This window comes from Lyngbya sp. PCC 8106 (assembly GCF_000169095.1).
Taxonomy (GTDB): domain Bacteria; phylum Cyanobacteriota; class Cyanobacteriia; order Cyanobacteriales; family Microcoleaceae; genus Capilliphycus.
Map to the genome: position 1 here is coordinate 120,041 of NZ_AAVU01000010.1, position 15,711 is coordinate 135,751.

Sequence of the window (15,711 nt, forward strand, 5' to 3'; positions counted from 1 at the left end):
AATTTACTCTAATTTTAACCCCAATTTGTAGAGAAAATCTTTAGAATATCGAGCAAGTTCCCAATTGTGAGCAGCCCAAACTTGAGTCGGGTGTAACCCTTTAGCATTTTGAAAGTTAACACCTTGCAAATTAGCCCCTTGAAAATTAGCCCCTTGTAAGTTAGCATCTTTGAGATTAGCCCCTCGGAGGTTTGCATCTTGAAAATTGGCATCTTTGAGGTAAGCGCCTTCTAAAATTGTACCTCGAAGATTGGCTTCTTGAAAGTCTACCCCTTGTAAGTTTCCTAAAATATAAGCCCCTTGAATATCTGCTTTTTGGAGATTAGCTTCTAACATATTAACCCCTTGTAAATCTGCATAACTGAGATTAGCTGAACTTAAATTTATTTTCTGCATTTGCGTTAGAAGAAAGAACGCTTCTTCTAGATTAGCTTTCCAAAAATTAGCCCCTTGAAGTTGAGTGAGTTCAAAGGTGCTTCCTTGCAAATTTGCTTCTTGAAGTTTAGCCCCTTGTAGGTTCACTTCTTTAAAATCACCATCCACTAAATGAATTTGTTCAAGATTGGCTTTCGGTAACAATAACCCCTTTAAACTAATCCCATCTTTAGCTAATTCTTCTAAAGCTTTAATTCGAGCATGACTAAATTCAATGCCTTGAGCAGAGTCAATTACTTGCCACGCTTCATAATGAGATTGTTTCTTTCCTCGTCGCAAATAAACGACTAAAGCGCTAACAATACTAATACTTTCAAACGTTCCTAAAATCCGAGAATTTTCAATAGAACGAATAAACAACTGCCCCCAGTCTGTTTGCTGTTCTAAAGTGTTTTCCAGATATAAAATAGAGAGAATAACAAAAATAACAGCTATAAAAATAATCAGAACTTCTACAACATCACGCAATAGACGACCACAAACTCGATGAAGTCGAGATATTTGTCGCTTATTACCTAATCGACTTATTTTTTTTTTGAGGTATTCCATACTTTAAAATCGGAGAAAAATTAAACTTTCACTCTAATATTTGATCAAAAAAATGTAGAATTCTTCTCAAAAAAAGAGCTAAACATTGCTAAAATCTTTGCAACTCTAAACCGATCATAAAACCCTAACATCCATAGTAAATTTGAGCCTGACTCAAACCAAAATCCCGTAGATAATGTTGCCAGCGTTTAGCAATTTCAGGATTAGAAAACGGCCCGACCGCAACCTTGGAATTAAAAGGACTATTCCGTTGATACACCCCCGTTTCCGGCACCCCCAATAAAATAACTTGTTCCACAATTTTAGGTAAATCTTCGGACTTACCCGAAATCACCACAAAATAAGCCGCTTTAGCCTTACCTCCATGGACTCCATAAGTCCGTTGTGCTTCCTCTAAAGCCGCCTCTGTTTCAGGATTCAATCTGCCATTCACAGGCCCAGGATCAAGACCCAGTGCTTGCAGTCGTCTTTGCAACTCTAGCACCAGCAACTTACTGTAATGTAAACGTCCAAATAACTTATCTTCCGGCATGGGTTAATAGTTTACAGTTAAGACCTTCTCTCTATCTTGCATCAGTCCAGAGACATACTCCGCAACGAATGGTACACCTCACCCGTATTTTTACTCTACACGAGGCCCAAAACAACAGACGGAAAACACCCGAAGGCCTTGTTATCCTAGTGAAAGAAACTGCTTGATTGCTTATCCATTCCTCATCTGCAAACTATGACTGAACAACCAACCCGCATCTGTATTTTGGGTGGAGGCTTTGGTGGACTCTATACCGCCCTGCGCTTAAATGAGTTACCCTGGCAGAAATCTCAACAACCCGAAATTATTCTTGTTGATAGCCGCGATCGCTTTTTGTTTTCGCCATTGTTGTATGAACTCTTAACCGGAGAACTGCAAAGTTGGGAAATTGCTCCCCCTTTTGAACAACTGTTGCAAAATACAAATATACGCTTCTGTCAGCAACTTGTCACCGCGATCGACATCGAAGCCCAGCAAGTTCAGCTGAGTGAAGGTGAACCTGTGACTTATGATTATTTGGTTTTGGCGATGGGAGGGGAAACGCCCCTCGATATCGTACCGGGAGCGGCTGAATATGCAATTCCTTTCCGAACCCTCGAAGATACCTATCGCCTCGAAGAACGCCTGCGGGTTTTGGAAGCCTCTGATCGCGATAAAATTCGCATTGCGATCGCAGGTGGCGGTTATAGTGGTGTAGAGTTGGCTTGTAAGCTGGCTGACCGACTCCAGGAACGGGGACGGTTACGACTGATTGAACGAGATCAGGAGATTTTGCGGGGTTCTCCGAGTTTTAACCGTGAAGCCGCCCAACGCGCCCTGCAACAGCGCCGGATTTGGGTAGACTTGGAGACAACCGTGCAATCGATTGAAGCAGATTCGCTTGCTTTGGAATACCGCGAACAGATCGATACAATTCCGGTCGATGTGGTCTTGTGGACGGTGGGAACGAAAATTTCGCCCATTGTGCAGTCGCTACCCGTCAAGCATAATCAGCGAGGTCAGGTGAGCGCCACAACATCATTGCAAGTTGTTGACCATCCCGAAATTTTTGCGCTAGGAGATTTGGCTGATTGTAAGGATGTTGACGGCCAAACGGTTCCCCCAACGGCTCAAGCCGCGTTTCAACAAGCAGACTATACCGCCTGGAATATTTGGGCTTCTCTAACAGGACGTCCTTTGTTACCCTTCCGTTATCAGGGGTTAGGTGAAATGATGACTTTAGGAACCGATGATGCGACCCTGACGGGTTTGGGGATTAAGTTAGAGGGGCAAATGGCACATCTAGCTCGTCGTTTGATTTATCTTTATCGTTTGCCCACCCTCGATCATCAAGTTCGAGTTGCTTTTAACTGGATGACTCGACCCCTTCAGGAAATGATGTCACCTCCGACTCGCTAGACGGGTGCAAAGGTAGGGAGGTAGGGAGATCTTGCTTCTTTCCTCTCTCTGTTTGATGGGTTTAACCCCTGAATTGTTTAATACTGTTTTCACCGGAATAAATCTCTATTTAGAATAGGCTAACACAGCTATAACAATGCACCCTTTGTTCATCAAATTAAGCTTAAAAACAATTAAAACTATCGTTCATTTCTAACCCATTATGCCGCCTAAAAACTTCAAAGTTGCTACATTTAACCTGTATAATTTAGTGTTGCCCAATGTCACTTACTATGATAGAAATAAATATTCTACCGAAGTCTACGCTCAAAAGAAAACCTGGATAACAGGACAACTCGAACGAATGAATGCTGACATTGTGGGCTTTCAAGAACTCTTTCACGAACAAGCAATAAAAGAGATTGTACAAAACATAAAATCCTATGAAAACGCTCACCTTGTCGTCGGCTATCCAGCAAGCTATAACCCCGAACAACTCAGACCTTTAGTTGGACTGGTTTCTCGTTTTCCGATTTTAAATCATCAAGTTTATGAAGATTTTCCCCCGCAAGCTCGTTTAGAAATCAATGATAAAGATATCCCCTTAGATAAATTTTCTCGACCTATCCTTTCAGCCCAACTACAAATTAGTGATAGCCTTGAATGCACTGTTTTTGTAGTTCATCTAAAGTCAAAACGCCCCATTTTACCCGCAGATGCAGATAAAAATGATCCCGTTGAACAAGCTAAAGGAGCCGCCAGAGCGTTAATCTTACGAGCAACAGAAGCCACAGCATTACGCATGATTTTGATGGAAACCTTAAAAAATCGACAACATCCCGTTATCATTATGGGTGATGTCAATGATAGCGGTTTATCCGTCACAACTCAAATTATTACGGGACAACCCCCTTGGGAAAAACTTCCCTTTGAGAAAAAGAAAGAAATTTGGGATACTTTACTCTATAGTGTTAAAGATATTCAAGCTCGTCAAAGTTATGGAGATTTTTATTACACTCATATTTACAACGGCTATTATCAAGCTCTTGATCATATTTTAGTCAGTGAAGAATGGGTGGCTCAAAATCCAAGTCGTTTGGGTCAAGTGGAATATGTTTCCATCCTCAATGATCATTTAATTGATGAAACCTTGAGTTATGAAGATGTCGAAAAATGGCAATCTGACCACGCTCAAGTTGTCACGACTATTAAACTAGAAAAGTAAAAAGTTAGCAGTTTTAGGAGGTAGTATTGTGCATCGGGAAAAATAAATCACCCTCATTCGCAAAGTTCGCAAAGTCGAATAAGTCGATGCAAGTCCGGCTTGTCCGGTGAATACAACCGAAGTCTCAAAATAGTTAAAATCTTGATAATTGTATCCTGACTCTCTGCTAAGGTTGGAGGTGAACCTATTCTCAAACGCTATAATGATCAAACAAATAATTAAGCTGATCACCACAATTTCATTAGCGATCGCGATCATCATTTCCAGTAGTTTGCTACTCCCTCAAGAAGTTTTTGCTGAACCGAAACCAATGTGTAGTCAACCCATTGAAGCCGGAACTTGTCAAGCCAGTTTTAACCGCTATGCGTTTAATGGTAATGAGTGTGTTCCCTTCTCCTTTGGTGGTTGTGAAGGGAATGAAAATAACTTTATGACCCTCGGAGATTGTCAACAAACTTGTCTCGGTGAATCCAAACGTGTAGATCAAGCGAATACACCTGAACAAATTTGCGCTCAACCGATACAAAGTGGTACTTGTCAAGCCGATTTTAGTCGATATGCGTTTGATGGTAATGAGTGTGTTCCCTTCTCCTTTGGCGGTTGTGAAGGAAATGAAAATAATTTCACAGCCTTAGAAGATTGTCAAGAAACCTGCATTATCAAAGCTCAACAATAATCCTGTTCTGACCGCTTTTAACGCTCTTTAACCCCAACCAAAGATCGGGTTTAATATTAAAAATCCGATCTTTTTTAGAACCGAAATAAACAAGAATAAAACCTTACAACTTCTTGATATCAACACAATTTCTATCCCCCTGAGTCAAGGGTGTTGTAAAGCTTCTCACCGACTCAATTTCACCGCCTAAACCCTTCAAAACAGAGTTTAACTCTTTTTCTTCCTCCACAGTCCAATGTCCGCGATACAACACCGCTCGACCTCCTTTCTGACAAAAAGGTAAAGCATATTTTGCACAAATAGGAGCCGCAGCCACCGCCCGAACCAAAGCCAAATGATACTTATTTTTAAACTTTAACTGTTGATTAACCTGTTCAGCACGACCGACAAACAAGCTTGAATTTTTAATCTCTAAATCAGCAATCAAAGACTCTAAAAAAGTGATTTTTTTGCGGACACTATCTAACAACATCACCGAACTTTTAGGGAATGCAATCGCCACAGGTAAACCCGGAAAACCTGCCCCGGTTCCAATATCAATCACTTCAACAGTTGAGGCAAAATCCCATTCTCCTCTCAACAGCGGTGCAATTCCCGCCAGAGAATCCCATAAATGTTTTTCCCAAAACGCTTCAGGTTGAGTAATTCGAGTTAAATTGAGAGATTGATTTCCCGTTAATATCTCCTCATAGAGACATTGAAACTGTTGGTTTTGGGCTGCCGTCGGTTGCCAATTTAAAGTTTCTAACCAAACCGAATCTCTATCAGGAATAATCGGGATTTCAGGATCATTCATTGTTAATTAAACTGCAAAAATATTATTAATTTTAATCAAAAAAAGGGATGTTTATTGAGAACCAACTCATGATATTTTTTCCCAAGCCGCATCCGGATCTAGGCATTGTAAATCTCCATGATTCAACGTCCAGCACTGATCAGCAACCCCGATCAAATCAGCAGCATCGTGAGTCACAATCAACAACGTCCAATGGTTTTTTAACTTCGCTAATAAACTCACCAATTGTTGTCGCATTGACCAATCCAACCCCGCTGTCGGTTCATCCAACATCAACAAATGCGGTTGACGAATTAATTGTACCGCCAAAGCCAAGCGTCGTTGCTGTCCTCCACTTAACGAATGCGGTGGATTTTGCAGGGATATATGACCCAATCCCACCTCATTTAACGCATGATTGACCTGTTCTAGTCCTAACTCGGGGTGTCCGAGGCGTAATTCCTCCAAAACCGTTCCCCCACAAAAATGTCGTTCCGGAAACTGAAACACCAAACCTGCTAACTGTTGTAAGTGTTCAGATGTTAACACCTGATCTCGCCAACAAATTTCTCCCCTTGTTTTTTCAGCCAAACCCGCTAAAATTTCAAGAAGCGTACTTTTACCCGATCCACTGCGACCCACAATCAACCCCATTTGCTGAGGTGCGAGTTCCAAATTAATGTCTTTTAGGATAGGTACAGGAGTCGCGGGCGGATGATAAAGTATATTCTTGAGATAAAGCATCGGGGAAAAAAGCTAAAATTTGAAAGTTAGTAAACTGTTAAACCCAGTTCCTCAAAATCATAACATCTGCTGACCAGTTCTTGTGGAACAAGTTCTTTTATTCTACCGTCAATAATTCATTATTTACTGTTGTCATTACTCGAAAATTAATCCTTATGTTTGCAGCTTCTTGGTTAAAATATTTAACTCCAACTTGGCAAAAAATCAGTGCCGTAACAGCGAGTACCACTGTCCTTTTCCTGAGCTTATCCATTATTCCAGTCTGGGCAGCCGACCCCTTTCGAGAAGGAGATCAAGCCCGAGAAATTGGAGAAAATACAGAAGCCGCTTTCAAGGCAATGTTTGAACAAGGAAACTATCAAAATGCTCAATGGTATCTCGAACAAGCGGTATCTCAAGAAGCAGATGAACCGATAATTTACGCCTTGCTTGCTTCTTTAGCTTACCAACAGCAAGACTTAGAAGGTGTGAAAACCTATGCTGACCAAACAATGGTGGCTGCAAAAGCTCTAGAAAGTCGTGATTTATTAAGAAGTAATCTATATATTGCGATCGCGTATTTCTTAGATGGTGCTTATATTTTAGCCACAAAAGGAACGCTTAGAGGTGCGCCCGTTGCCCTAGATATGCTTCAGGATGTTTTCAAACACATGGATGCAGCCGCTCAAATTGATGCAACTGATCCTGAATTGAATCTCATTCGAGGTTACATGGATTTATTTTTAGCTCTAAATCTGCCGTTTTCTGATACTCAAGCGGCAATTCAAAAACTCGTTGACTATGGAAGTCCGCGTCATCTGGCTTATCGAGGTCTAGCGCTCGCTTATCGAGATTTAGACCAACATGAAACAGCCTTAGAATTCATCAACAAAGCGATCAAAGATGTGCCAGAAAATCCTGAACTTCTGTATATCAAAGCTCAACTCCTCAACTCCATTGCCAAACGCAATAATAGCCCCTTGACTTTAACAGAAGCCCAAGAAAGCTTTCAAGCAGCCTTAGCCGAACCCCAACAACTCCCGAAAAAAATAGTCGCACAAATTTTTTATGAACAATGCAAAAATCTGAACCGCATTGATAATCAAAGTCGTGCTTGTGATCCAATGCGAGATACAATCAGAGAAACGAATAGTTCGTGGGGGCCAACAAGAGAACAAATGCCCACTTTATAAACCCGATCAACGAGTAATTTTATGGAAGTTAAATTTCGCGAATGTAATCCTTTTGATATCTGGATTTGGCTTAAATTTAGTACCGTTCCTTCTATGACTGAACGTCAGTATATTGAAGAAGTGTTTGATTCTTGGTTTCTCCTCGGAAAATTAGGTGGGTTTAACGCAGAAAATCTACAAGTTCAAGAGAGTGGAGTCGATATCAACTACATGACCTATGATCTAGATAATGCCCAGAGTAATATGATGGCACTCATGCACAATATGGGAGAAATAGAATACGAAGGAGTGTGGGTAAGATGTTGGTTTGATCTCGGCACCAGTGATGTTTTTTCTCTTGATATTTTGATTAGTGCTTTCAAGCAACTGAGTCAAGAATATGTCACTATTGAAGAATTAATTATTGGTGGAGAAAATGAAGATTGGCCGATTAATGAAGAGTACAGAAATTCAAGTTTAGCAGATTATAACTAATCATTGTATTGGGTGAATTCATGTCTAAGAAAATTCGAGTCTTAGCCTTAGGATTAATTCAAGATCAAAATCGCTTGTTTTTATCCCAAGGTTACGATTCAGTCAAACAAGAAAACTTTTATCGGGCTTTAGGAGGAGGTGTAGATTTTGGCGAACAGAGTCGAGACGCTTTACAACGAGAATTCTTAGAAGAAATCCAAGCAACCCTGACTAATATTCAGTATTTGGGTTGCTTAGAAAGTATCTTTGTTCACCAGGAAAAACCTGGACATGAGATTATTCAACTTTATAAATGTGACTTTGCAGATCCGAAATTCTATCAGATCGAACAACTCACCTTTAAGGAAGGAAAACGAGAAAAAACAGCACTTTGGGTTCCGCTTGAACGCATTCTATCCGGTGAATTAACCCTCTATCCTGAAAATTTTCTTGAATATTGTGTAAACCCAAAATAGCATTTTTAAAACAACGAAATTTGCTGCATCTCTGGATTTTCATAGCCTACATCTTGCAGTAGATTTTGCTGTTGACAGCCTTGAACTGCTAGGCGATCACAACATTCATTTTCGCGATTTCCTGCATGACCTTTGACCCAAACAAATTTTACTTGATGCTGTGAACAAAGTTTTAGTAACTGTTCCCAAAGATCCGGATTCATGGCTAATTCTTTTTTATTTCGTTTCCAGCCATTAGCTTGCCAACGTTCTGCCCACCCTTTTTCAATTGCATCAACCACATATTTAGAATCACTATAAAGCTTAACTTTACTTTTTTTATCTAAAACTTCCAGTCCAACAATCGCCGCCATCATTTCCATGCGATTATTGGTTGTGAACTGAAAACCCCCCGATAATTCTTCTCGATGATCTCCACGAATTAACACAATCCCATAACCACCTGGCCCCGGATTTCCCTGACAAGCCCCATCAGTATACAATATTACTTCTTGAAGTTTTGATGAATTTTCTGGAGTGTTTTGAATCTCTTGAACCGACTGATGAGACGCTAAAGTTTGAGTAGGTTTGGGTTGGGGTTTATTTTTTGGCAGAACCGTCAAATTTTGCGTTACACTCTCCCGATATAACCGCATCATCTTTAAAAGATTGGATCGATATTCTGGCGGTGTCGCTTCAATTTCTGCTAAAAACTCAGCATTCTCGATAGGAGAGGATTGATGTACAGGTTCAGACAAGCGGTGATCGGTCATTCCATTCAGTTGAGACATAATCTTTTTTTGAGTCAATGCAGTCTATACAGCATCACTGCTCTTTTTATTCTAAGATGCAACTGCACATCTGCTTATACAAAAATATTGCGGATCTGAATCTATCTCCAGATAGAGATGTCAATGCTATTATTTATCTTAAGCTAAAATATAACCTTAATCAACAAAATGATCAATGATGAATTGATCACCTGAAATGGAGGATGCAAATTCCCGGCTTTGGTTTGAGTTCTAAACTAAAAATCCTGAATTAAAAGTTTTTTGGGGAGTAAAAAAATTGTGATATCTTTCAGTTATTCATCTTTTAGGACTGGTAACTTTATATTCATAGCTGAGTTCAAACTTGACCTAAAATTAACTTTGTTTTAACGAATTTATTAATTTTTTAAATCAGAATTTTGGATTAAAATATAACAACATCGATTAATATTGGCTTCGCCAGGAGGAAAAAAAACAGTGACAGCAACACAACCCGATCCATTTTTTAGTCTCAGTAAAATGAGTGAAATTATGCGATCGCAGGATTGGCAACAAACTCCTCTGGGTGCAGTGGATCAATGGTCTGTACAGCTTAAAACCATTTTAAATCTAATTTTAAACGCTTGTCATCCAATGTTTATCCTGTGGGGAGATGAAAAACATTTCCTCTATAATGATGCTTGTCGTTCAATTTTTACTAATATTCAGCCGACTTTAACTTTAGGTCAACCTTTAAAATCTTGCTATCCAAACCTAGATCAGATCATTGCTTCAGACATACAACACATTTTAACAACAGGAGAAGCGATTTGTCGTGAAAATCAAGACTTCAATCAACAGTCATTTATTGAACAAAAACACGGTTATTTTAAAACCTCCTACAGCCCAATTTTGGATCAAATCGGTCAAGTAGCAGGTGTGTTGGGAACCCTGATAGAAATCCCTTCCCCTGCACAGGCACCCATTAACCCCGAAACACCCTCTAATATCTTAGAACGAATTACCGATGCTTTTGTCGCCTTAGATCGCAATTTTTGTTATACCTACGTCAATCAAGAAGCGGCCCGTTTATTCGGATATTCTCGCGAAGAACTACTCGGAAAACAACTCTGGAAAGATGTATTTGTAGCCGAAGCAGAATATCCCGAAGCCGAACAATTGCGTCAAGCGATGAAGGAACAAACCCCCCTTTATTTAGAAGCTTTCTCCCCAAGCCTGAATCGCTATTTAGAAATCAACGCCTACCCGTCAGTTGAAGGAATTTCGATCTATTTTCGAGATATTAGCGAACGCAAAAAAATCGAAACCCAACTACAATCCAGCGAAGAATTTAACCGTCGGATTATCGAAAGTAGCGCCGACTGTATCAAAGTATTAGACTTAGAAGGACGACTGCTTTCAATGAACTCCGGAGGACAACTCATACTAGAAATCCATGATCTCCAACCCTTTTTGGATCAACCTTGGGTAAAGTTTTGGCAAGATCGAGATCATCCCAAAGCCGAAAAAGCCATTCACCTCGCAAAAGTCGGAGGAACCAGTCGTTTTCAAGGCTATTGTCCGACTCAAAAAGGTCAATCTAAATGGTGGGATGTGATTGTCACCCCGATCTTTGGAAAACAACAACAAGTCGAACAAATTCTCTGTCTGTCGCGAGATATCACCAACTTAAAAGAAGCCGAAAACGCACTCCGAAGCAGTGAAACCCTCTATCGAACCCTCAGCGACGCCGTTCCCGACTTTATCTGGTCTTGCGACAGCAATGGACAAACCGATTTTGTCAACTCTCGCTGGATAGAATATACAGGGTTAACCCTAGAAGAACTCAACTCTAAAGGCTTACAACAAATCAATCATCCCGATGACTATCCTCACTTACAGCAAGCCTGGGAAGAAGCCAAACAGCAAGGAGGATTTTTTGAAGCCGAATTTCGCTACCGTCGCCATGACGGAGTTTACCGTTGGTTTATCGGTCGTGCAGCCCCCCTCAAAGATGAAGTCGGTCGCGTAATTAAATGGATTGGCACCACCACAGACATCCACGAACGCAAACAAGCCGAAGCCGAACGAGAACAACTTCTGCAACAACTCGAAACCGAACGCTCTCGGATGAATGCCATCTTACAACAAATGCCTGCCGGAGTGCTGATTGCAGATGAGGCTACCCAAAAATTAGTTCTCGCCAACCAACAAGTCGAACAGATACTCGGCTACTCGTACCCCCTGGACTTAGAGTTAGATGCCTACGCTCAAACGATTACCTTTACCGGGTTTCATCCCAACGGACAGCCTTATCAAGCCTCGGAATATCCCCTACTGCGATCGCTGAAAACAGGCGAAGTCATTTTAGGGGAAGAAATTTCCATTCTCCGAGCGGATGGAGATAGTATCTTTATTAACGTTAATTCCGCCCCGATTCGTGATCAACAGGGAGAGATTGTCGCGGCCGTTGCTGTGTTTCGAGATATTACCGCTCAACGACAGGCTGAACTCTCTCTGAGACGAGGTGAAGAACGATTTCGCGCCCTGATCGAACAAGCACCCGATGCCGTATTGATTGCCGAGATCGATGGCACCTATATCGATGTCAATAATAACGCCTGTGACTTATTGGGTTATCGGCGAGAAGAACTGATTGGCAAACAAATCAGTGAACTGATTCCGAGTGAAGACCAGCCTCGACTCGCAGCAATGAAGCAATCTTTACTCCTCGGGAATACCCACGTCGAAGAATGGAAGTTAATCAGAAAAGATGGCACTGACGTTCCCGTTGAAATCAGTACCAAGATTTTACCCGATGGCCGTTGGCAAGCCTTTGTGCGGGATATCACCGAACGTAAGCAAGCCGAAGCCGCCCTCAGACAACGGGAAGAAGAACTCCGCTTAATTACCGATGCAGTCCCGGCTTTAATCGCCTATGTTGATCGAGAGCAACGGTTTCGCTTTGTTAATCGGGCTTATCGGGATTGGTTTGGATATCCGCCTGAAAAGATTATCGGTCAGCATCTGGCAGAATTTATTGGGGAAACGGCTTATCAGTATATGAAACTGAATGTCGAGTCCGCCCTGGCAGGAAAACCCGTTACCGTTGAACTCTGGATGCCCTTTGAGGGTGGCCCCCGTTATGTTCGTCGTCAATATATTCCCGATATTGCAAACAATGGTACTGTCAAGGGATTTTATGCGCTGATTACTGACATTACCAACTTAAAACAAACCGAAGAAGCACTACGCCAGAGTGAACAACGTTATCGCTCTCTGGTTTCTATTTTGAGTTCTATTGTGTGGACGGTTAATCCCGAAGGTCACTTTATTCAACCTCAGCCCGCTTGGGAAATTTACACCGGACAAAGTTGGAGTGAATATCAAAATTGGGGTTGGATAGAAGCAATTCATCCTGAAGACCAAGCGCGAGTTCAGTCGATCTGGATACAAGCCCGAGACAACAAAACGATTTATCAATCTGAAGGACGGATCTGGAATGCTGCAACCCAAAATTATCGCTACTTTGAAGCCAAAGGAATCCCGTTATTGAACTCAGAAGGTTCGGTTCAAGAATGGGTAGGGACGATCACTGATGTAGACAATCGTAAACGAGCAGAAATTGCCCTCGGGCAAAGTGAAGAACGATTTCGGCAAATGGCGGAAAATGTCGAAGATGTTTTCTGGATCATGGATGTGAAAGATGTGCAGATTCTTTATGTGAGTCCAGCCTATGAACACATCTGGGGACATTCTTGCGATCGCCTTTATACCAATCCCTACAACTGGCTAGAGGCAATTCATCCCGAAGATCAACAGCGAGTCAGAATCGCTTTTTTTGAACAAGGATTTCAGGATCAATTTAGCCAAGAATATCGCATTATTCGTCCCGATGGTTCGATGCGGTGGATACGCGATCGCTCTTTTCCCATTCCCAACGAACAAGGTGAAGTTCGGCGTATCGCTGGCATTGCTGAAGATATTACCACCAGTAAACAAGTTGCCGCCGCTCTGCGACGCAGTGAACAACAATTTCGGGTGGCTCAAGAGTTGTCGCTGTATGCGTTTACCATTCTCAAAAGTGTACGGGATGAAACCGGACAAATTATTGATTTTGAGTTTATTTATATTAACCCCAAAGCCGCAGAAGCGGTCAAACGTTCGGCGGAAGATATCATCGGTCAACGACTTTTAGAAGTATTACCCGGAAGTCAACTCAATACCAATTTGTTTAATCGCTACATTCAAGTGGTGGAAACAGGTCAACCTCACGATATTGAGATTTTATACGACGCTGACGGGATTACAGGTTGGTTCCACAATATGGCGGTTAAGTTAGAAGATGGTGTAGCCGTTTCCTTTAGCGATATTAGCGATCGCAAACAAGCTGAGGAGGCTTTACGGGACAGTGAGGCCGCAGCTAAAGCCAGGGCTGAAGAATTAGAAATCTTGATGGAAGCGGTTCCCGCAGCGATTTGGATCGCCCACGATCGCAATTGTCATCAGATGACTGCCAACTTAAGTGCCTATGAACTGATGCGAACCTCTCCCGGTTCGATCACCACTGCGACTTCGCCGGATGGAAAGAACTACTTACCGTTTAAGCAACAAAGAAATGGCAAAGAGATTCCCCCTCACGATTTACCGATGCAACGGGCGGGACGCACAGGTGAGGAGGTTGAAGGAGAATTAGAGTTTGTGTTTGACAGTGGCGAAGTGCGCTATATCTACGGTAAAGCCGTTCCCTTGCGAAACGAACTGGGCAAGGTGCGGGGGGTAATTGGAGCGTTTTTGGATGTGACGGAACGCAAACAAGCTGAAGCTGAACGAGAACAACTTCTAGCCCGTGAACGGTCTGCCAGAGAAGAAGCTGAGGCTGCTAACCGCATCAAAGATGAATTTTTGGCGGTTTTGTCTCACGAGTTGCGATCGCCGTTAAATCCAATTCTCGGGTGGGCGAATTTGCTTCAGCGCCAAAAGGTCGATGATCAAGTTTTTCATCAGGCTTTAACGACGATTGAGCGTAATGTGAAGTTGCAAGTTCAGTTGATTGATGATTTATTAGATGTTTCTCGGATTTTACGCGGTAAATTGAAGTTAAATCGCTCGTCGGTTGATCTGGTTGTTGTGATTCTTTCTGCAATTGAAACGGTTCGTCTAGCGGCAGAAGCGAAGTCGATTGAGATTAGAACTCACTTAGATACTCAAGTTGGAAAGGTGTTAGGAGATGCGGGTCGTCTTCAACAAATTGTCTGGAATTTACTATCCAATGGGGTGAAATTTAGTGAGACTGGCGGACAAGTGGATATTTATTTAGAATCTGTAGGAAATGAGGCTCAAATTCGGGTACAAGATCGCGGAAAAGGAATTAATCCCAAGTTTTTACCTTATGTGTTTGATTATTTTCGTCAAGAAGATGGAACAACGACACGCAAGTTTGGTGGCTTAGGGTTAGGATTAGCAATTGTTCATTATATTACTGAAATGCACGGCGGAACGGTGCAAGCGGAGAGTCCTGGCGTTGGAAAAGGGGCTACTTTTACCGTTAAATTACCTTTACTTCCCCTTGAGGGTAAATTTTTAGACTCTGACAAAATCACAAATGCGAGATCGATTAATGGTCAGTGTTTACAGGGAGTTCAAGTTTTAATTGTTGAGGATGAAGCCGATACCCGTGAGTGTCTTTCGATGATGTTAGAACAAGCAGGTGCAACCGTGACGGCAATGACTTCAGCACCTGAAGGTTTAAAAGCATTTATGAATTCGACTCCCGATATTTTAGTTAGTGATATTGGGATGCCGGGAATGGATGGTTATCAGTTAATCAAGCAAATCCGCTCATTATATAAGAATGAATCGGACAAACAAATGCCTGCAATTGCCTTAACTGCTTATGCGGCAGAAGCTGATTTTAAAAAAGCGTATCGATCCGGTTTTAACCAGCATATTTCTAAGCCGGTTGAACCGCAGATTTTAATTCAGGCAATTCTTGATTTAATCAATCCGTAAAGGGATTAATATTGAGTAAGGTGGCCCTCCCCACCTCCCCACCTCCCCACCTCCCCATCAATCATTTAGTCCTACTCGCTCTGTTCTGGCTCTCAAATCCAGAAAGCATTAAGTTTTAGCGTTAACTCTTTACAAAAGGTAGCAGTGTGCAGTTTAATAAGGGCAATAGGGATATTAGCATACAAACAAGCCAAGAGAGTTACTACCGTCCCCGATTGTACTCCTTACGGACAAATATAAATCATGCCACAAAACAATGTCACCTCAAACCCAGAGGTGAGTGCATACCGAGATCGTCTCAATACTTGGGCGATCGCTCGTTTGCTTCCTGACCTCGAACAGACAGTTGTAGCAAGATTTCGCAGTCGTTCAAATGCAGAGGGACATTTAAAGCGTTTGAAACAACTCAGTCCGCAAGCCTCATTTGTTCTTGTATTTGATCGTCAATCGGAAACTCACGAATAAAATTATCAGAATTAATCAAACTTTATTGTAGCCAAAATAGGGGGAAAGATTAGGTACTCTTTCCTTCTCAATTCTATATAGGGGTTTTGATG

General features: G+C 41.7%; 13 protein-coding genes. 8 read left to right on the plus strand and 5 right to left on the minus strand.

The genetic code is table 11. The features are described from left to right. Positions 1–3 precede the first annotated feature (3 nt). Both L8106_RS09185 and L8106_RS09190 read right to left on the minus strand, forming a co-directional pair. Positions 4–984 (minus strand): pentapeptide repeat-containing protein, encoded by a 981-nt coding sequence (locus L8106_RS09185; RefSeq protein ID WP_009783988.1) that lies wholly within the window; start codon positions 982–984, stop codon positions 4–6. 124 nt (positions 985–1,108) lie between these two features. Next, a complete protein-coding gene (locus L8106_RS09190) occupies positions 1,109–1,516 on the minus strand; it encodes a peptidoglycan-binding protein (protein ID WP_009783989.1) in 408 nt (135 codons plus the stop codon). Positions 1,517–1,711: 195 nt separating this feature from the next. On the opposite strand from L8106_RS09190, the gene L8106_RS09195 reads away from it, so the two are divergent. From L8106_RS09195 to L8106_RS09205, 3 genes are all read left to right on the plus strand, one after another. Beyond that, positions 1,712–2,914 (plus strand): NAD(P)/FAD-dependent oxidoreductase, encoded by a 1,203-nt coding sequence (locus L8106_RS09195; RefSeq protein WP_009783990.1) that lies wholly within the window; start codon positions 1,712–1,714, stop codon positions 2,912–2,914. 202 nt (positions 2,915–3,116) lie between these two features. Further along, positions 3,117–4,118, plus strand: coding sequence for an endonuclease/exonuclease/phosphatase family protein (locus L8106_RS09200; RefSeq protein WP_009783991.1), 1,002 nt, complete (start codon positions 3,117–3,119; stop codon positions 4,116–4,118). A 202-nt stretch (positions 4,119–4,320) separates the two neighbouring features. Then, on the plus strand, positions 4,321–4,794 hold the full coding sequence (locus L8106_RS09205) for a BPTI/Kunitz-type proteinase inhibitor domain-containing protein (protein WP_009783992.1): 474 nt from the start codon (positions 4,321–4,323) through the stop codon (positions 4,792–4,794). A 103-nt stretch (positions 4,795–4,897) separates the two neighbouring features. On the opposite strand, the gene rsmG is transcribed toward L8106_RS09205, so the two are convergent. Beyond that, positions 4,898–5,590, minus strand: coding sequence for a 16S rRNA (guanine(527)-N(7))-methyltransferase RsmG (gene rsmG / locus L8106_RS09210; RefSeq protein ID WP_009783993.1), 693 nt, complete (start codon positions 5,588–5,590; stop codon positions 4,898–4,900). A 66-nt stretch (positions 5,591–5,656) separates the two neighbouring features. Further along, on the minus strand, positions 5,657–6,313 hold the full coding sequence (locus L8106_RS09215; protein WP_009783994.1) for an ABC transporter ATP-binding protein: 657 nt from the start codon (positions 6,311–6,313) through the stop codon (positions 5,657–5,659). A gap of 155 nt (positions 6,314–6,468) precedes the next feature. Between L8106_RS09215 and L8106_RS09220 the strand changes: the two genes are divergently transcribed. From L8106_RS09220 to L8106_RS09230, 3 genes are read left to right on the plus strand one after another with little or no spacing between them, the layout of a single operon-like run. Further along, positions 6,469–7,485, plus strand: coding sequence for a Sll0314/Alr1548 family TPR repeat-containing protein (locus L8106_RS09220; RefSeq protein ID WP_009783995.1), 1,017 nt, complete (start codon positions 6,469–6,471; stop codon positions 7,483–7,485). A 21-nt stretch (positions 7,486–7,506) separates the two neighbouring features. Next, positions 7,507–7,959 carry a DUF3531 family protein gene (locus tag L8106_RS09225; protein ID WP_009783996.1) on the plus strand — a complete coding sequence of 151 codons (453 nt, stop codon included), beginning with the start codon at positions 7,507–7,509 and terminating at the stop codon, positions 7,957–7,959. Positions 7,960–7,979: 20 nt separating this feature from the next. Next, positions 7,980–8,414, plus strand: a complete 435-nt coding sequence (locus L8106_RS09230; RefSeq protein ID WP_009783997.1) for an NUDIX hydrolase — start codon at positions 7,980–7,982, stop codon at positions 8,412–8,414. Positions 8,415–8,419: 5 nt separating this feature from the next. On the opposite strand, the gene rnhA is transcribed toward L8106_RS09230, so the two are convergent. Further along, positions 8,420–9,184 carry a ribonuclease HI gene (gene rnhA, locus L8106_RS09235; protein WP_009783998.1) on the minus strand — a complete coding sequence of 255 codons (765 nt, stop codon included), beginning with the start codon at positions 9,182–9,184 and terminating at the stop codon, positions 8,420–8,422. 456 nt (positions 9,185–9,640) lie between these two features. Between rnhA and L8106_RS29490 the strand changes: the two genes are divergently transcribed. Together L8106_RS29490 and L8106_RS09245 are read left to right on the plus strand one after the other, a co-directional pair. Further along, positions 9,641–15,154, plus strand: a complete 5,514-nt coding sequence (locus L8106_RS29490; protein WP_009783999.1) for a PAS domain S-box protein — start codon at positions 9,641–9,643, stop codon at positions 15,152–15,154. 243 nt (positions 15,155–15,397) lie between these two features. Then, positions 15,398–15,619: a hypothetical protein gene (locus L8106_RS09245; RefSeq protein ID WP_009784000.1), complete on the plus strand. Its 222-nt coding sequence runs from the start codon at positions 15,398–15,400 to the stop codon at positions 15,617–15,619. Positions 15,620–15,711: the final 92 nt, after the last annotated feature.